At 68.9% G+C, this 15,970-nt stretch carries 18 protein-coding genes and 1 pseudogene; 12 read left to right on the top strand and 7 right to left on the bottom strand.

Going from position 1 to position 15,970, the window contains the following annotated elements; genetic code table 11:
- A pseudogene (locus FE811_RS21830) lies at positions 1 to 274 on the top strand (murein L,D-transpeptidase); the annotation flags it as partial.
- A 2-nt stretch (positions 275 to 276) separates the two neighbouring features.
- Entirely contained in the window at positions 277 to 1,125 is an 849-nt protein-coding gene (locus FE811_RS21835; RefSeq protein ID WP_116222186.1) for an extensin family protein, read from the top strand.
- A gap of 3 nt (positions 1,126 to 1,128) precedes the next feature.
- On the opposite strand, the gene FE811_RS21840 is transcribed toward FE811_RS21835, so the two are convergent.
- Together FE811_RS21840 and FE811_RS21845 are read right to left on the bottom strand one after the other, a co-directional pair.
- Positions 1,129 to 1,860: a Crp/Fnr family transcriptional regulator gene (locus FE811_RS21840; protein WP_072463657.1), complete on the bottom strand. Its 732-nt coding sequence runs from the start codon at positions 1,858 to 1,860 to the stop codon at positions 1,129 to 1,131.
- A gap of 125 nt (positions 1,861 to 1,985) precedes the next feature.
- Complete coding sequence (locus tag FE811_RS21845; protein ID WP_116222447.1) at positions 1,986 to 3,302, bottom strand: FliI/YscN family ATPase; 1,317 nt, start codon at positions 3,300 to 3,302, stop codon at positions 1,986 to 1,988.
- Between the two features lie 108 nt (positions 3,303 to 3,410).
- Here FE811_RS21845 and FE811_RS21850 point away from each other — a divergent pair, with 108 nt between their 5' ends.
- From FE811_RS21850 to FE811_RS21890, 9 genes are read left to right on the top strand one after another with little or no spacing between them, the layout of a single operon-like run.
- Positions 3,411 to 3,800 (top strand): FlgB family protein, encoded by a 390-nt coding sequence (locus FE811_RS21850; protein WP_114535753.1) that lies wholly within the window; start codon positions 3,411 to 3,413, stop codon positions 3,798 to 3,800.
- Positions 3,801 to 3,811: 11 nt separating this feature from the next.
- Positions 3,812 to 4,204 carry a flagellar basal body rod protein FlgC gene (gene flgC / locus FE811_RS21855; protein ID WP_036760486.1) on the top strand — a complete coding sequence of 131 codons (393 nt, stop codon included), beginning with the start codon at positions 3,812 to 3,814 and terminating at the stop codon, positions 4,202 to 4,204.
- Positions 4,205 to 4,215: 11 nt separating this feature from the next.
- Positions 4,216 to 4,494 carry a flagellar hook-basal body complex protein FliE gene (locus FE811_RS21860; RefSeq protein ID WP_116222185.1) on the top strand — a complete coding sequence of 93 codons (279 nt, stop codon included), beginning with the start codon at positions 4,216 to 4,218 and terminating at the stop codon, positions 4,492 to 4,494.
- 9 nt (positions 4,495 to 4,503) lie between these two features.
- Entirely contained in the window at positions 4,504 to 4,770 is a 267-nt protein-coding gene (locus tag FE811_RS21865) for a flagellar biosynthetic protein FliQ (protein WP_036760481.1), read from the top strand.
- 3 nt (positions 4,771 to 4,773) lie between these two features.
- Positions 4,774 to 5,490, top strand: a complete 717-nt coding sequence (locus tag FE811_RS21870) for a flagellar hook-basal body complex protein (protein WP_114535752.1) — start codon at positions 4,774 to 4,776, stop codon at positions 5,488 to 5,490.
- An 11-nt stretch (positions 5,491 to 5,501) separates the two neighbouring features.
- On the top strand, positions 5,502 to 6,287 hold the full coding sequence (gene flgG, locus FE811_RS21875; protein WP_072463651.1) for a flagellar basal-body rod protein FlgG: 786 nt from the start codon (positions 5,502 to 5,504) through the stop codon (positions 6,285 to 6,287).
- Complete coding sequence (flgA, locus tag FE811_RS21880) at positions 6,287 to 6,703, top strand: flagellar basal body P-ring formation chaperone FlgA (protein WP_036760474.1); 417 nt, start codon at positions 6,287 to 6,289, stop codon at positions 6,701 to 6,703. The genes flgG and flgA overlap by 1 nt, the downstream gene beginning before the upstream one ends.
- A 10-nt stretch (positions 6,704 to 6,713) precedes the next feature.
- On the top strand, positions 6,714 to 7,466 hold the full coding sequence (gene flgH, locus FE811_RS21885; protein ID WP_072463650.1) for a flagellar basal body L-ring protein FlgH: 753 nt from the start codon (positions 6,714 to 6,716) through the stop codon (positions 7,464 to 7,466).
- A 12-nt stretch (positions 7,467 to 7,478) separates the two neighbouring features.
- Positions 7,479 to 8,024, top strand: coding sequence for a hypothetical protein (locus tag FE811_RS21890; RefSeq protein WP_116222184.1), 546 nt, complete (start codon positions 7,479 to 7,481; stop codon positions 8,022 to 8,024).
- 212 nt (positions 8,025 to 8,236) lie between these two features.
- Here the strand turns inward: FE811_RS21890 and FE811_RS21895 are convergent, their stop codons facing one another.
- The 5 genes from FE811_RS21895 to rfbC all read right to left on the bottom strand — a co-directional run bounded on the left by FE811_RS21895 (position 8,237) and on the right by rfbC (position 12,844).
- A complete protein-coding gene (locus tag FE811_RS21895; RefSeq protein ID WP_244295195.1) occupies positions 8,237 to 9,286 on the bottom strand; it encodes a glycosyltransferase in 1,050 nt (349 codons plus the stop codon).
- Positions 9,287 to 9,481: 195 nt separating this feature from the next.
- Positions 9,482 to 10,384: a glucose-1-phosphate thymidylyltransferase RfbA gene (gene rfbA, locus FE811_RS21900; protein WP_116222183.1), complete on the bottom strand. Its 903-nt coding sequence runs from the start codon at positions 10,382 to 10,384 to the stop codon at positions 9,482 to 9,484.
- Positions 10,381 to 11,232, bottom strand: a complete 852-nt coding sequence (gene rfbD, locus FE811_RS21905; RefSeq protein WP_116222182.1) for a dTDP-4-dehydrorhamnose reductase — start codon at positions 11,230 to 11,232, stop codon at positions 10,381 to 10,383. The genes rfbA and rfbD overlap by 4 nt, the downstream gene beginning before the upstream one ends.
- Positions 11,229 to 12,266: a dTDP-glucose 4,6-dehydratase gene (gene rfbB / locus FE811_RS21910; protein ID WP_116222181.1), complete on the bottom strand. Its 1,038-nt coding sequence runs from the start codon at positions 12,264 to 12,266 to the stop codon at positions 11,229 to 11,231. Before rfbB ends, rfbD begins: the two co-directional genes overlap by 4 nt.
- Entirely contained in the window at positions 12,263 to 12,844 is a 582-nt protein-coding gene (rfbC, locus tag FE811_RS21915; protein WP_072463644.1) for a dTDP-4-dehydrorhamnose 3,5-epimerase, read from the bottom strand. Before rfbC ends, rfbB begins: the two co-directional genes overlap by 4 nt.
- 187 nt (positions 12,845 to 13,031) lie before the next feature.
- Between rfbC and FE811_RS28645 the strand changes: the two genes are divergently transcribed.
- A complete protein-coding gene (locus FE811_RS28645) occupies positions 13,032 to 15,824 on the top strand; it encodes a M10 family metallopeptidase C-terminal domain-containing protein (RefSeq protein WP_181180927.1) in 2,793 nt (930 codons plus the stop codon).
- Positions 15,825 to 15,970 lie beyond the last annotated feature (146 nt).

Below are 15,970 nucleotides of genomic sequence, written 5' to 3' on the forward strand. Positions count from 1 at the left end.
GCTGCCGCCGGCCGCACCCGCGGCAGTCGCCATCCCCGCCGCCGCGACCATGGCCGAGGCCGCCGCAGCGACCGCCGCCGCCGTGGTCACGCCCGAGCCGCTGGTCATCACCCCCGACATCCCGGCCTCGAACGAGCCGCTGGTCCCCGAGGCGGCCCCCGCCCTGCCCGTCCAGGAAGAGCCGGAATATCCCTCGGACGCGGTGCTGCCGGAAAACCTGCCCGGACAGGCGCCGGGCAGCGTGACGCTGTATCCCCAGGCCGGGCAGCCCTGAGGATGCGCTGGCTGGCGCCGATTCTGGTGGCGATGGCCGCGCTGCTGACCGCCCCCGCATCGGCGCAGGATGCCCCCGCGCCGCGTCCCGACCACCCCGCCGCCGACCGCCCCGCGCCCCGCCCCGAGGCGGAGGCAGAGCCCCAGGCGGAGGCAGAGGCAGAGGCAGCGCCCGAGCCGCCCGCCGAGGCCGCCCCGGATCCCGAAACCCCGGAGAAAGCCGAGGCCGAGCCCCCGCCCGCAGCCCCCGTCCCGACCGGCCCGCCGGTTCATGCGACCCTGCGCGAAAGCGACTTCGACTATTCCGCCTGCCTGCTGGAGCTGACGCTGCTGGGCGCCGATTACAGCGAGACGCCGCCGATCCTCGACCCCGATCAGCGCGATTGCGGCATCGACCGGCCGGTCTTGCTGCGCCAGCCCCTGCCGGGGATCGAGATTCCGGGCGGCGCGCCCATGCGCTGCGACCTGGCGCGGCACCTGGCGCATTGGCTGCGCGATTTCGTCCGCCCCGCCGCGGCGCTGCTGCCGGGCCAGCCGCGGCTGGTGGCGCTGGAGCCGGGCTCGACCTATCAATGCCGGGCGACCGTCGGGACCGCGGGCGAGAACCTGTCCGAACATGCCTTCGGCAACGCCTTCGACATCGCCGCCTTTCGTTTCGAGGACGGCTCCCGCATCGAGATCGGCCCGCGCCAGGACAACGGCGACTTGCAGGAGGCCTTCCAGCGCGCGGCGCGCGGCACCGCCTGCCTGCATTTCACCACCGTCCTCGGCCCCGGCGCCAATGCGGCGCATGACGACCACCTGCATCTGGACATCAAGGCCCGGCGCGGCGGCTTCCGGCTGTGCCAATAGGGCCTAGCGCCGGGCCCGGCCCAGCTCCAGATATTCGGGATCGAACCGCGCCAGCCGCGCCAGCCTTTGCCAATCGAGAATCTCGACCTCGGCGCCGTTCCAGCGGATCAGCCCGTCCGCGCGCAGGTCGCGCACGGCGCGGTTCACATGGATCGGCGTATAGCCGAGGATGTCGGCCAGTTCCTTTTGCAGCAGCGGCAGCACGAAGCGGTGGTCCTGCGCCGCGCCCACGCTGGCCAGCCGCGTGTAAAGCTCGCACAAAAGATGGGCCAGATGCGCGCTGGAGCGCAGCGAGGCCGCCGCGACCAGCCATTGCCGGTGGATCGCCGCGTCGATCGCGGTGGACATCCACAAGAGCCGGGTCAGATGCGGAAAGTTCTGGGTGATCTGCCGCAGCTCGGCGTGATCGACGAATTCGACCTCGGATTCCCCGACCGAGATCACGTCATGTTCCAGCCCGGCCAGCACGAAGGCGTGCAGGTCCACGAAATCCCCCGGAACGTGCAGGGCGGTGATCACCCGCTCGCCCGGACGGCCGACCAGCTCGTGCTGGCGGGCCGACATGCCGCGCAGCATCATGCAGCTGCGCGTGGCCATCCGCCCGCGCGGCACGATCACCTCGCCGGGGCGAAAACAGGCATGCTGGGTCGGAATCGCGCGCAGGCAGGCAATATCGCATTCGGAAAGCAGGTCTCGTCTTTGCAAATATCGGACGAAATATTCGGTGATGGCCATGACGCTCCTCGGCTCGACCGCAGGAGATTGTCAACGCGCCGCGGGCTGCGCAATGACCTCGGGACTCCGGTTAACATTCATCAATCATGCCATAAACCCGCCGGATTCATAGACTTCTTTCGCGTTCAGCCCGGTTTCGGCGCCGCAACGCCCAAAGCCTCGGCCAAAAGCGCGAAGCTTTGCGTCGCATCGGCACCTTGCCGGGTGAAGAAGGCGTCCAGGGCCGGGTAAAGCCGCACCGCCTCGTCCAGCCTGGGGTCCGAGCCCGGCGCATAAAGCCCGGCGCGGATCATCAGCTCGGATTCGGCATAGGTGCCCAGCGTCGCCCGCGCCCGCGCGATCAGCGCGTTCTCGGCCACACTTGCCGCCTGCGGCAGCGACCGCGAGACCGAGCGCAGCACGTCCACCGCCGGAAACCGCCCGCGCTCGGCGATGGCGCGGTCCAGCACGACATGGCCGTCCAGCACCCCGCGCAGGATGTCGGCCACCGGCTCTTCCATGTCGGAACCGGCGACCAGCACGCTGAAGATCGCGGTGATGTCGCCCGCCCCCTCGGGGCCCGGCCCGGAACGCTCGGCCAGCGACATGATCAGATGCGAGGTCGAGGGCGGAAAGCCGCGATAGCTGGGGCTTTCCCCCGCCGCCAGCGCGATTTCCCGATGCGCCTCGGCAAAGCGGGTGATCGAATCGGCCAGGAACAGCACATGCCGGCCCTGGTCGCGGAAATGCTCGGCCACCGTCATCGCCGCCCAGGCGCAGCGCCGCCGCATCAGCGGCGACTGGTCCGAGGTCGCCGCGACCACGACCGCGCGCGCCATCCCTTCCTTGCCCAGCGTCTCCTCGACGAATTCGCGCAGCTCGCGCCCGCGCTCGCCGACCAGCGCGATCACCACCACATCGGCCGAAACCCCCTTGGACAAGGCCGAAAGCAGCGTGGACTTGCCCACGCCCGAGCCCGCAAACAGCCCCATCCGCTGGCCGCGCACCAGGGGCAGCAGCGTGTCGAAGACCGCAAGCCCGGTATCCAGCCGCCCGCCCAGCCGGTTGCGCAGCGCGGCCGGCGGCGGGGCGGGACGAAAGCCGCGCTCCTCGCCGCCCGCGACCAGGGGGCGGCCGTCGAGCGGCCTGCCGAAAGGGTCGATGATTCGCCCGATCCAGGCATTCGCCGGCGCCAGCATGGGCGCAAAGACCAGTTCGACCCGCGTGCCAATCGACAGCCCGTCCATCGGCCCCTCGGGCAGGATCGCCGCCTGGTCGGAATGCAGCGCAATGACCTCGCCGCGCAGGTTTTCGCCGGAACGCATTGAAAAGACAACGCGATCACCTAGGGACGCGTGGCTGTTCAACCCGGCCGCCAGAATCACCCCTGCCTGGATCGCGCTGACCTGGCCGAAATGCCGGGTCAGGCGGACCCGCCGTATCCGCGTCGCGATAGATTGCATTTTATCCATTTCGTCCTCGCTTTTTCCGGCCGGCGCCCCTGCCTCGAAAGGGTTTCTAAACCAGTCGAGGTTAAGACCGGGTTTATCGGAACCTGAGGAGAAGCCTCGATGTTTGACCGTATCGACACCCTGCGGATGGCCAGTTCGCTGACGGCCCATGCCGCCGAACGGCAGAAGCTGATCGCCCGGAACGTCGCCAATGCCGACACGCCCGGCTTCCGGTCACGCGATCTTGCCGGCTTTGCCGAGACCTATCGCAGCCAGGGGGCCATGGGGATGCGCGCCTCGCGGCCGGGCCATCTGTCGGGGGCCGGCTGGGGCGCAGGCTCCGCGCGCGTCGCCGATGCCGGCGGCGAGCCCGCGCCCAACGGCAACTCCGTCTCGCTCGAGGACGAGATGTTTCGCAGCGCGGCCGCCAAGCGCCAGTTCGACCTGTCGCTGGCGGTGACCAAATCCTCGCTTTCGCTGGTCCGCACCAGCCTTGGCCGCCGCAGCTGAGGGGGGCGATCATGACCCAGCCGCTTTCCGCCACCGAACTGGCCGTGTCGGGGATGAAATCCCAGGCCGTGCGCCTGCGCCATATTTCGGAAAACATCGCCAATGCCGACACGCCCGGCTATCGCCGCAAGCTGGTGGCGTTCCAGGAACAGGTCGATTTCGGCCGTCCGACCGGCGCGGTCAGCGCGGGGCCGACCCGGCTGGACCGGCGCGAATTGCCGCGCGTCTACGACCCCGCGCATCCGATGGCCGACGACGAAGGCTATTACGCGGGCTCCAACGTGGACCTGATCGTCGAAATTGCCGACGCCAAAGAGGCCAGCCGCAGCTACGAGGCCAATCTGCGCGTCTTTGAACAATCCCGCCAGATGGGCAGTTCGCTGCTGGATCTGATCCGCCGCTAAGGGGCAATGCCATGATTTCACCGACAATCGCCGCAACCGCCTATGACCGCGCCCGCCATGCCGTCGCCCCGGCCGAGGGGCTGCCGCAGGGCGTGACCAGCGCCGCGGCGGATTTCGCCCGCGTGATGGAGCAGGTCGACCTGGCCGCCACCGGCGCCATGACCGGCAAGACCGAGACGCATGACCTGGTCCACAGCATCGCCCAGGCCGAGATCGCGCTCGAGACCGTGGTGGCCATCCGCGACAAGGTGGTCGAGGCCTACCAGGAAATCCTGCGCATGCCGGTCTGAGGGGCAATCATGGACGAGAACCTGATCTTCGACCTGACCCGGCAGGCGCTGTGGATCGCGGTGCGCATGTCGGCGCCGCTTCTGATCGTGGCCCTGGTCGCCGGCGTCGTGATCGGCCTGTTCCAGGCGCTGACCTCGGTGCAGGAGATGACGCTGACCTTCGTGCCCAAGATCGGCCTGATGCTGGTGGTGTTCTGGGTCAGCATGAGCTTTATGACCGCGACGCTGACCAGTTTCTTCACCGACCAGATCCTGCCGCAGATCGCGGGGTCATAGGCCATGGACAACGCGATCTATGCCGCCCTGACCCGGCAATCCGGCCTGATGCGCGAAATGCGCACCGTCGCCAACAACATCGCCAACGCCAATACCGCCGGCTTCCGGCGCGAGGGCGTGGTGTTCTCGGAATACATGGTGCCGCTGGACGGGCGCGGCGAAACCCTTGCCATGGCCAATGGCCGCGGCCGCATGGTCGATCTTGCCCCCGGCGGCATGACCCAGACCAACGGCCAGTTCGACCTGGCCATCGACGGCGAGGGCTTCCTGATGGTCCAGACCCCGCAGGGCAACCGCCTGACCCGCGCCGGCGCCTTCATGACCAATGCCGAAGGCGAGCTGGTCAACCCCGACGGCTACCCGCTGCTCGACGACGGCGAGGCCCCGATCGTGATCCCGGCCGGGGCCGGCAGCATCGGGATCGGCATCGACGGCACCATCTCGGCCGACGGCAACCCGATCGGCCGGATCGGCGTCTTCGCCAGCCCCGACCCGGCAAGGCTGCGCCATACGGCCGGCACGCTCTTCGACCCTGGCGGCGCGGTCGAACCGCTGGACCAGGCGGTGCTGCGCCAGGGCTTCCTGGAGGAATCCAACGTGGATCCGGTGCTGGAGGTCGCCCGCATGATCGAGGTCCAGCGCGCCTATCAGCTGGGCCAGAGCTTCCTTGACCAGGAAGACCAGCGCATCCGCCAGACCATCTCCTCGCTGACCCGGTGAAAGGACAAGCCATGAGGGCACTTCAAATCGCGGCATCGGGCATGAGCGCGCAACAGATGCGCGTCGATGTCATCTCGAACAACCTCGCGAACATGTCCACCACGGGCTACAACGCCCGGCGGGCAGAGTTCGCCGACCTGCAATACCAGCAGGCCACCCGGCCCGGCACGCTGACCGCCGCCACCGGCACCATGGTCCCGGCGGGCGTGCAGCTTGGCCTGGGCGTGCGCCCGGCCAGCGTGGCGGTCATGCTGGCGCAGGGCACCCCGGTCCAGACCAACGGCGACCTCGACATCGCCATCGACGGCAACGGCTACCTGGAGGTCACGATGCCGTCGGGCATCTCGGCCTATACCCGCGACGGCAGCCTGAAACGCTCGGCCGAGGGGCAGGTCGTCACCTCGGAAGGCTATCCGCTGGTTCCCGACATCACCATCCCCGAGGACGCCCGCAGCATCGCGATCAATGCCGACGGCCAGATCTTCGCCTATTTCGACGACCGGGTCGAGCCCGAGAACCTGGGCCAGATCACGCTGGCCAATTTCGTCAACGCCAAGGGGCTCGAGGCGATCGGCTCGAACATGTTCCTGGAAACCCCGGCCTCGGGCGCACCCCAGGTCGCCACGCCGGGGCAAGAGGGGCTGGGCACGATCCGCGCCGGCTTCCTCGAGGAAAGCTCGGTCGATCCGGTGCGCGAGATCGCCGAGCTGATCAAGGCGCAGCGCGGCTACGAGCTGAACTCCAAGGTGATCACCGCCGCGGACCAGATGCTCGGCACCACGGTGCAGGTGCGCTGATGCGCGGCCTCGTCCTTTTGCTGATGCTGCTGCCGCAAGGGGTGCTGGCCGGATCGGTGGTGGCCAACCGTACGCTGCCTGCCGGCACGGTGATCGCGGCCGGCGACGTCACGCTGGTCCCGGACCAGCAGGGCGGCATCGAGGATCTCGCGCCGGTCCTGGGCCAGCAGTTGCGCGTCATGGTCTACCAGGGCCGCCGCATCGACCCCTCGGCCCTGACCGCGCCAACCCTGGTCGGGCGCAACCAGATCGTCACCATCGCCTATGAAAAGGCCGCCCTGCGGATCGAGGCCGAGGGCCGCGCGCTTTCGGCCGGCAGCGCCGGGCAGGTCATCCGCGTCATGAACAACGCCTCGCGCGTGACCGTCTCGGGGCGCGTGGCCCCCGACGGGACGGTCATCGTCCGGCAAAACTGAAAGGCAGCCCATGCCCAAGCACATGTTCCCCCGCCCCGCCCCGCTGATCGGCGCCCTGGCCCTTGCCCTGTCGCTTTCCGCCTGCGGCCGGGTCACGCAGATCGGGCAGGTGCCCGACATGACCGCCCCCGAAAGCAGCGTCGAATTCCAGGCCATGACCTCGTCGGGCCATGGCGTGCAGGAACTGCCCTACAGGGCCGACAGCACGGCCTCGCTCTGGCGCGTGTCGCAGAATTCGCTGGTGGCGGACCGGCGTGCCTCGGACCGCGGCGACATCCTGACCGTGGTGATCGAGATCGACGACAGCGCCGAAATCCAGAACAGTTCGGGGCGCAGCCGCAGTTCGGCCGACAAGGTCGGCATCCCCTCGCTGGCGGGCCTGCCGCAGCGCATCGACCGCATCCTGCCCGAAGGCGCCAGCATGGAGGAACTGGCCGAGGCCAAGGCATCCTCGAGCTACAAGGGCAGTGGCAATATCTCGCGCCGCGACAAGCTGACCCTGCGCGTCGCGGCGACCGTGGTGGACCGGCTGGCCAACGGCGTGCTGCGCATCCAGGGCACGCAGGAGGTGCGGGTGAACTACGAGGTGCGCGAACTGACCGTCAGCGGCTTCGTGCGCCCCTCGGACATCGGGCGGCGCAACGAGATCGCCTATGACCGCATCGCGGGCGCGCGCATTTCCTATGGCGGCCGCGGCCAGATCAGCGATGTCCAGCAGCCGCGCTATGGCCAGCAGCTTGCCGACATCCTCCTGCCTTACTGAAAGGGGGTCGCGGTGAAAAAGCTCCTGCTTATCCTGGTCCCCCTGCTGGCCTTCTTGGGCGGCGCGGTCGGGGGCGACATGCTGGGCGGCTCGAAACCGGCCGAGCCTGCCCAGGGCTATGCCGCCACGGCGGCCGAGCCGGGCGTGGCGGAGACCGGCGATCCCGCCCCAGACCACGGCAGCGAGGACGGCGGCGGCGAGGGCGGCGGCGGCGAGGCGGCCGACACCGGGGCCAGCCTCGACTGGTTCGCCTTCCCCAACCAGTTCTTCGTGCCGATCCTGCGCAACGGCACGCCCTCGGCCATCATGATCCTGTCGCTGAGCGTCGAGATGCCCGCCTCGGCCCGCGCAGAGATCGAGGCGCAGGAACATCGGCTGCGGGACGCCTTGCTGAACGCGCTGATGATCGAGGCGAATACCGGCGGCTTCGACGGCAATTTCACCGCCGAACCGGCCATGCAACGCCTGCGCGCAGCCCTGCTTGCGGCAGGCCGGAAAGCCGCGGGGCCGAATGTCAGGCGCATCCTGATCGAGGACATCGGCCAGCAGATCCAGTAAGGCTCGGCAATCCGGGCCGGCAGCCATGGCCGAACCGTATCACGCGGGCGCCCAGCCGGCAGCCTGTTTTCGCCTCTTCTGGCCCCCCCTGCACTCGGGCAATGCCTTCCACCACGGCCGGGGCAATGCATTTTTCGGCCGCCAAGTGGTCCCGCAACGGCACGGGATCCGCCAAGCCGGGGCCGGAGAGCGGCTTCGGATAGCCGAGCGGCTCAGCGCTCGTCGCCGGCGGCGGCCGGGCCGGTGCCGGCGCCATTGGCCGGTGCGGCGGCCGTTCCGGCACCATTGGCCAGGGCCATGATCTGGGCATGGCTTCGCGCCAGCTCGCCGCGAAAGGCGTCCCGCACCGCCAGGCGAATCAGCCGACGGCAGATGCGCCGCTCGGCCGGGGGCAGCAGGCGGCCCTTGCGCAACCATTTCAGCAACATCAGCGCCATCAGCGGCGGAAAGAACAGCCGCCCCGCGACCCGGCGATAGACGAACCAGGCGTTGCGATGCAGGTAATACACCTTCCACAGCGGCCGGGGCATCGCCCCCGCCGTCTGCGTCGCGCAATCATGCTCGAACTCCAGGTCCGGGGCGAAAAGCAGCCGCCCGCCGGCCTGGGTCAGCCCCAGCGAATACAGAACGTCGTCGCCATAGATGAACAGCCGGCCATCGGGATAGCCGGCGCGGGCCACCCCGGCGCGGGACACGAAGAAGCCGACGAAGGAGGTGCCGTCCAGGGGCCGCGGCGCCTGCGCATCGTAGTCGCTGTCAGGAATGTGAAACGCCGCCCGGCCGCCCCCTGCCAGCACGCGCAGGAAAACCGGCAGGTCGCCGAAGGGGTTGACCCAGGGCCGGTTCATCTCGCAGATCCGGCCGCCGGGAAAGCGCACCGCCGCCGCCAGCGCCTCGGCGCCGGGCCAGCGGCCCTCGGCCAAGCCTTGCCGGAGCCGGACGATGGCGCCGGTCGCCGGGCGGGCGTCGTCGTCCATCAGCACCATCCAGTCGGGGTCCAGCCTGCGGCCGGTCTCGCGCATTCCGACCTCGAACCCCAGCGCACCGCCGCCGTTCTGCGGCATCTCGATGACGAGCAGCCGCGGGTCGTCCTGGCCGGCCAGCCATTCCCGCGTGCCGTCGGTCGAGCCGTTCTCGACCACCACGACGTGATCGAGCGGTTCGGCCAGCAGGCGGGTCAAGGTCTTTTCCAGATGCGCCAGCCGGTTGAAGGTGACGACGACCGCCGCGACGACCGGAGGGGAAGGATCAGGCTGGATCAAGACGGGCTCACGGGTTGGCTGGCGGAAGGGGCGCAGAACCGGGGCTTCTTAGCAAGAGACGCGGCGGGGATAAAGCAGCGGCCTGGGCGGCAGGCGGCCGATCCGCGGCAAGCCGCGCAACGATCCGAACGCCGCGGCAGGCGGCCTGCCCGGCAAGCTTTGCCCCGGACAGGCGCCGTCGGGATCGCGGGCCAGCTACTCCGCCTCGCCCAGCAGGCGCAACAGATAGCGGCCATAGGCATTCTTGGCGCATTGCCCGGCCCTGGCCCGCAGCTCATCGGCGGAAATCCAGCCGGCCTGGAAGGCGATCTCCTCGGGGCAGCCGGTCTGCAGGCCTTGGCGGTTTTCCAGCGTGCGCACGAAATTCCCCGCATCCAGCAGGCTGGCATGGGTGCCGGTATCCAGCCAGGCAAAACCGCGGCCCATCTTCTCGACGCTCAGCTGGCCGTCGTGCAGATAGCTTTCCAGAAGCGTGGTGATCTCCAGCTCGCCCCGGTCCGAGGGACGGACCTCGGCCGCGCGCCGCGGCGCCGTGCCGTCCAGGAAATAAAGCCCGGTGACGGCGAAATTCGACGGCGGCTGGGCCGGTTTCTCGACGATGGCGCGCGCCCGGCCCGCCTGGTCGAAATCGACCACGCCATAGCGCTCGGGGTCGGAAACCTGGTATCCGAAGACCGTGCCGCCCGTGTCCCGCCGGTCCGCCGCCTCCAGCAGCAAGGGCAGGCCGTGGCCGAAGAAGATATTGTCGCCCAGCACCATGGCCGAGGGCGCGCCTGCCAGGAAATCCTCGGCCAGAAGATAGGCCTGCGCCAGCCCGTCGGGCGAAGGCTGCACCAGGTAGTCGAAGCTGAGCCCCCATTGGCTGCCGTCGCCCAGCAGGCGGCGGAACTGGTCCTGGTCCTCGGGCGTGGTGATGATGGCGATCTCGCGGATGCCCGACAGCATCAGCACGGTGATCGGGTAATAGACCATCGGCTTGTCATAGATCGGCAGCAGCTGCTTGGACACGCCCATGGTGATCGGATAAAGCCGGGTGCCCGAGCCGCCGGCCAGGACGATGCCCTTGCGGCGGCTGGGTGGAGTCTGGGGTTGGGTCATGGTTTCAGCTCCTGCAAGACCTTGGCGAGACCGGCGCGCCAGTCGGGGCGACTGATGCCGAAATCCCGCTGAATGGCGGCGCAGTTCAGGCGCGAATTGGCCGGGCGCCGGGCGGGGGTGGGATAATCCGCCGTTGAAATGTCGCTGACGCGGCAGGACAGGCCCGCCTGCGCCATGATCTCGCGCGCAAAGCCGGCCCAGCTGGTGTCGGGACTGCCGGCGAAGTGATAGATCCCCCCGCGCGAGGCGTCGCCGCGCATCGCCCCCAGCATGGCCAGGCAGGCGGCCGCGATGTCGGCGGCCGGGGTCGGGCCGCCCTGCTGGTCGGCGACGACGCGCAATTCCTCGCGCTCGGCGCCCAGCCGCAACATGGTTTTGACGAAGTTCGCCCCATGGGCCGAAAAGACCCAGGAGGTGCGCAGCACCGCCCATTGCCCGCCGGCGGCGGCGATGCCCTGCTCTCCAGCCCGCTTGCTGGCGCCATAGACGCCCAGCGGGCCGGTCGGGTCGGTTTCGACCCAAGGCCGCTCGCCCGAGCCGTCGAAGACGTAATCGGTCGAGATATGCAGGAAGGGCAGGCCCAGTTCCGCTGCCGCCCGCGCCATGGCGGCCGGCGCATCGGCATTGACGGCGCGGGCCAGGTCGGGTTCGGATTCGGCGCGGTCCACGGCGGTATGGGCGGCCGCGTTCAGCACCGCCGCGCAGCCCGAGGCGCGGATCGCCGCGGCGCAGGCCGCGGGATCGGCCAGGTCGGCCCGATCGCGGCCCAGGAAGCGCGCGTCGGGCGCCAGCCGCGCAAGCTCGGTCGCGACCTGCCCGCTGCGGCCAAAGACCAGCAGGCCCTTCATGCCCTGCCGAGCCTTTCGCCGACACCCTGACGGGACAGAAGCGGCCGCCACCAGTCCTCGTTTTCCAGATACCATTCGACGGTGCGTGCCAGCCCCTCCTCGACCGTGACCGAGGGGCGCCAGCCCAGTTCCTCGCGGATGCGGGTCGGGTCGATGGCATAGCGCCGGTCGTGGCCCGGCCGGTCGGCGACGAAGGTGATCAGCCGGTCATGCGGCGCGGCATCCGGGCGCAGCCGGTCCATATGCGCGCAGATCGTGCGCACCAGGTCGATGTTCTTCGCCTCGTTCTCGCCGCCGATATTGTAGCTGCGGCCGATGACGCCCTTTTCCAAGACCAGCAGCAGCGCGTCGGCATGATCCTCGACGTAAAGCCAGTCGCGGATATTGCCACCGTCGCCGTAGACCGGGATCGGCCGGCCGTGCAGCGCGTTCAGGATCACCACCGGCACCAGCTTTTCCGGGAAGTGGAACGGCCCGTAATTGTTGGAACAATTGGTCAGCACCACCGGCAGGCCATAGGTCTCGTGCCAGGCGCGGACCAGGTGGTCCGAGGCGGCTTTCGAGGCCGAATAGGGGCTGCGCGGGTCATAGGGCGTGGCTTCGGTGAACTGCCCGGCCTCGCCCAGCGAGCCGAAGACCTCGTCGGTCGAGATATGGTGGAAACGGAAGCCCTCGGGCCGGCCCTGCGCGGTCCACCAGGCGCGCGCCGCCTCGAGCAGGTTGTAGGTGCCGGTCACGTTGGTCTCGATGAAGGCGCCCGGCCCGTCGATCGAGCGGTCCACATGGCTTTCGGCGGCCAGGTGCATGATGGCGTCGGGCCGGTGCGCGGCCAGGATGCGGTCCAGCGCGGCACGGTCGCGGATGTCGGCCCGTTCGAAGGCATAGAGCGGGCTGCCGGCAACCGAGGCCACGTTTTCGGGATTGGCGGCATAGGTCAGCGAATCGAGGTTCACCACCGAATGTCCCCGCGCCACCGCCAGCCGCACCACCGCCGAACCGATGAAGCCCGCGCCGCCGGTAACCAGAATCTTCATAATCTCGCCTCGTAATCAAAAGGCCCTTCATAGGTGAAAGGGCTGTCGAACTCGTTCAAAGACGGGGCGGCGGCGTCCTTGGCCGACAGGATCGGCCGGCCGGCGATGCCCCAGTCGATGCCGATACTGTCCCAGACCACCGATCCGTCGCAATCCGGCGCATAATAATCAGTACATTTATACAGGATTTCCGTGTCCGGCTCGCGGGTGACGAAGCCGTGCAGGAAGCCCGCCGGTATCCACAGCTGCCGGCCGTTTTCAAAGGACAGCTCGCAGCCGGTCCATTGGCCATAGGTCGGGCTGCCCTTGCGGATATCGACCGCCACGTCGAAAAGCCGCCCGCGCCCGCAGCGCACCAGCTTGCCCTGGGCATGGGGCGGAGCCTGGAAATGCAGCCCCCGCAAGGTGCCCGCCGCCGCCGACAGCGAGTGGTTGTCCTGCACGAATTCCGGCAGGTCCAGCCCCGCTTCGTGCAGGGTCTTGCGGCTCCAGCTTTCGCAAAAGAACCCGCGATCATCGCCGAACCGCCGCGGAACAAGGACCAGGACGCCCGGAAGCGAGGTCTTTTGGATCTGCATCTGTCTCTACCAGATTTGCCTTGCGCAGGATGCGTATGGAGGAACTCCCAAAGGCGCGCAAGCGGCGCGCTGGCGCCGAACCTATGCCTGCGGAGATTAAAATGCACGGGGAATTGCGCGTGACTTCGCAGGCCGGTTCGGCACCTTGTCGGGACAGGAACCAGACCCGCCACCAACGAAGCCCGCGATGCGATACCGTCACGTTGCCACCTATATCGGCCCCCAGGCCCCCTTCGTGACCAACATCACGAATCTGCGGAGTTTTTCCGGGCCGGACGGGCATGCGCTCTACAGCATCACCCATGTCGGCGGCGGCATCGCGGCCTATCGCGTCACCGCGGCCGACCTGCCGATCGAGATGATCGGCGCCCAGCCCCATGCCGCCTCGCTGGGCTACGGCGGCACCCCGGACGCCAGCATCGTCACGCTGAAGGACGGGCCGGTGCTGTTCGGCACCGGGCTGCGCGATGCGCTGGGCGCCGGCATCCGGCTGGACGACCAGGGCGGGTTTCGCGCCGAGGCGCCGCTGGCCGGGCCGGCCGGCCTGCCCGGCGACGTGATCCGGCTGGGCCAGTTCCAGACGACGCAGGGCGATTTCCTGTATTCGGCCCGCGACGGGCAGACCGCCTTCGACATCTGGCGGCAGGCCGCGGACGGCACCATCGCCCATGTCACCCAGGCGGCGCTGCCGCTCGGCTCGGGCGTGCAGGGGACCGAGATCGACGACATGCTGGTGGCCACCCTGGCCGACCGCAGCTTCCTCATCTCGGCCTCGGCCACGGGCAATTACGTCGCGGTGCAGATGATCCATGCCGACGGCTCGGTCGGCACGGCGCATATGCTGTGGTCCTGGCACGGCCTTGGCATGGACCAGCCCAGCCACCTGGCCACGGTCGCGGTCGGCGGCGTGACCTATCTGGTGGTCGCGGCGGCGCAAAGCTCGTCCCTGACCACCATGCGCCTGACCTACGAGGGCGAGCTTCTGCCGGCCGATCACGTCATCGACGAACGCAGCACCCGCTTTGCCGGCGCCACCGCGCTTGCGACCGCGACCCTGGACGGCCGCGCCTTCGTCTTCGTGGGCGGCGGCGACGACGGCCTCAGCGTCTTCACCGTCCTGCCCGAGGGGCGGCTGATGCATCTGGCCACGCTGGTCGATACCGACGACCGGGCGCTGGCCGATGTCTCGGCGCTTTCGGCGCTGGTGATCGAGGGCAAGATCGCGCTTTTCGCCTCGTCGCGGCGGGAAAGCGGCATCACGCAATTCGTCTTCGAGCCGGGCGGGATCGGCCTGACGCGGGTGGTCGGCGCAGGCTGGCAATCGGGAACCGAGGGCAACGACATGATGCAGGCCAGCGCCGAGACGCGCGGCCTGGACGGCGGCGCCGGCGACGACATCCTGATCGCCGGCGGCGGCCCGGTGCAGATGACCGGCGGCGCCGGCGCGGACATCTTCGTGGCGGCCGAGGTCAACGGCAAGATCACCATCACCGATTTCGAGCCGGGGGTGGATCGGCTGGACCTGTCCTTCCTGGGCATGGTCCGCAATGTCGGGCAGCTGGGGTTCCGGCCGGAAAGCTATGGAATCAGGATATTTTACGGAAATTCGGTTCTCTGGGTCATGACACGGGACAACACGATGCTGCAGGCGAGCGCCTTTGACAATTCGCTTTTCCCCATCGCGCACTACGCGGCCCCCGACATGCGCACGACGGTGGCCGGCACGGCGGGCAACGACACGCTGAACGCGAGCCACAACGGCTCGGACGTCTTCGGCCATGCCGGCAACGACCTGCTTCTGGGCGGACCGGGGGACGACAACCTCCAGGGCGGGGCGGGCAACGACACGCTGCGCGGCAATGGGAAGGATGACACGCTGGTCGGCCACGACGGCAATGACCAGCTGTTCGGCGGCGACGGAAACGACCTGCTCTACGGCGGAAGCGGCAACGACAACCTCGCCGCGGGGGCCGGCGCGGATGCGCTTTATGGCGACGCTGGCCATGACACGCTTGCCGGACATGACGGCAATGACCGGCTCTTCGGCGGCGACGGAAACGACCTGCTCCACGGTGGCAACGGCAATGACAACCTGGCCGGGGGCCCCGGCGCGGATGCGCTTTATGGCGAGGCCGGGCATGACACGCTGGCCGGATATGACGGCGATGACCGGCTCTTCGGCGGCGACGGAAACAACCTGCTCTACGGCGGCAATGGCAATGACATGCTGCTAGGCGAAGATGGCGATGATCTGCTCCATGGAGACGGGGGGGACGATCTTCTGGAGGGCGGTTTGGGCAATGACACCCTTTTCGGCGGCGAGGGATATGACCTGCTGCGAGGAGGAGACGGCAATGACACGCTCAACGGCGGTGCCGGTCATGACACGCTTTACGGCGATGCCGGGGCGGACGTGCTTCATGGCGACGAAGGCCACGATCTGATCCATGGCGGCGACGGAGACGATACGCTGTTTGGCGGGGCGGACCATGACAGCCTGTTCGGCGATCTCGGCGACGACCTGCTCGACGGCGGCCCAGGCAACGACGACGTTTTCGGCGGCGAGGGCAACGACACCCTGATCGGCGGGGCCGGCCATGACAGTCTGTTCGGTGGGGCGGGCGACGACCTGCTTCAGGGCGGCGACGGCAGCGACACGCTTGCTGGCGGGGCGGGCTCCGACACGCTGGTCGGTGGGCTTGGGGCCGATGTGTTCGTGTTCTCGGCCGCCGAGGATCTGGACGGCAGCATCGATGTCATCCTGGATTTCCAGTCGAACGAGGACAGGATCGACCTTTCTGGCCTGTGGCTGACCTTCATCGGCACCGATGATTTTTCCGGTCTGGGGCAGGTTCGCGCCGACTGGTCGCAGGCGGGCGCGCATCGGCTGCTGGTCGACCTGGACGGTGATGGCACGGCCGAGTTGACGATCGCGCTGGGCGGGCTGGAGCAGTTGAACGCCTCGGACCTGCTTCTCTAGCGGTCGGGGGGCGCAGCGCATTGCCCCGTGATCGGCGCAGGGGCTGGAGCCTGCGGGTTCAGGCCTGGGCATGGCCGGATGCAGAGGCGCTGTCGGTGCCGGAGGGCGGGGGGACGGCGGCCGAGATACTCCCGATGCTCTGCCGT

The organism is Paracoccus sp. FO-3 (genome assembly GCF_006386455.1).
GTDB lineage: Bacteria > Pseudomonadota > Alphaproteobacteria > Rhodobacterales > Rhodobacteraceae > Paracoccus > Paracoccus versutus.

Excerpts from the sequence above, each read along its gene's own strand:
- FE811_RS21835 (WP_116222186.1), top strand. The coding sequence starts at position 277 with ATGCGCTGGCTGGCGCCGATTCTGGTGGCGATGGCCGCGCTGCTGACC.
- FE811_RS21840 (WP_072463657.1), bottom strand. The coding sequence starts at position 1,860 with ATGGCCATCACCGAATATTTCGTCCGATATTTGCAAAGACGAGACCTG.
- FE811_RS21845 (WP_116222447.1), bottom strand. The coding sequence starts at position 3,302 with ATGCAATCTATCGCGACGCGGATACGGCGGGTCCGCCTGACCCGGCAT.
- FE811_RS21850 (WP_114535753.1), top strand. The coding sequence starts at position 3,411 with ATGTTTGACCGTATCGACACCCTGCGGATGGCCAGTTCGCTGACGGCC.
- flgC (WP_036760486.1), top strand. The coding sequence starts at position 3,812 with ATGACCCAGCCGCTTTCCGCCACCGAACTGGCCGTGTCGGGGATGAAA.
- FE811_RS21860 (WP_116222185.1), top strand. The coding sequence starts at position 4,216 with ATGATTTCACCGACAATCGCCGCAACCGCCTATGACCGCGCCCGCCAT.
- FE811_RS21865 (WP_036760481.1), top strand. The coding sequence starts at position 4,504 with ATGGACGAGAACCTGATCTTCGACCTGACCCGGCAGGCGCTGTGGATC.
- FE811_RS21870 (WP_114535752.1), top strand. The coding sequence starts at position 4,774 with ATGGACAACGCGATCTATGCCGCCCTGACCCGGCAATCCGGCCTGATG.
- flgG (WP_072463651.1), top strand. The coding sequence starts at position 5,502 with ATGAGGGCACTTCAAATCGCGGCATCGGGCATGAGCGCGCAACAGATG.
- flgA (WP_036760474.1), top strand. The coding sequence starts at position 6,287 with ATGCGCGGCCTCGTCCTTTTGCTGATGCTGCTGCCGCAAGGGGTGCTG.
- flgH (WP_072463650.1), top strand. The coding sequence starts at position 6,714 with ATGCCCAAGCACATGTTCCCCCGCCCCGCCCCGCTGATCGGCGCCCTG.
- rfbA (WP_116222183.1), bottom strand. The coding sequence starts at position 10,384 with ATGACCCAACCCCAGACTCCACCCAGCCGCCGCAAGGGCATCGTCCTG.
- rfbD (WP_116222182.1), bottom strand. The coding sequence starts at position 11,232 with ATGAAGGGCCTGCTGGTCTTTGGCCGCAGCGGGCAGGTCGCGACCGAG.
- rfbB (WP_116222181.1), bottom strand. The coding sequence starts at position 12,266 with ATGAAGATTCTGGTTACCGGCGGCGCGGGCTTCATCGGTTCGGCGGTG.
- rfbC (WP_072463644.1), bottom strand. The coding sequence starts at position 12,844 with ATGCAGATCCAAAAGACCTCGCTTCCGGGCGTCCTGGTCCTTGTTCCG.
- FE811_RS28645 (WP_181180927.1), top strand. The coding sequence starts at position 13,032 with ATGCGATACCGTCACGTTGCCACCTATATCGGCCCCCAGGCCCCCTTC.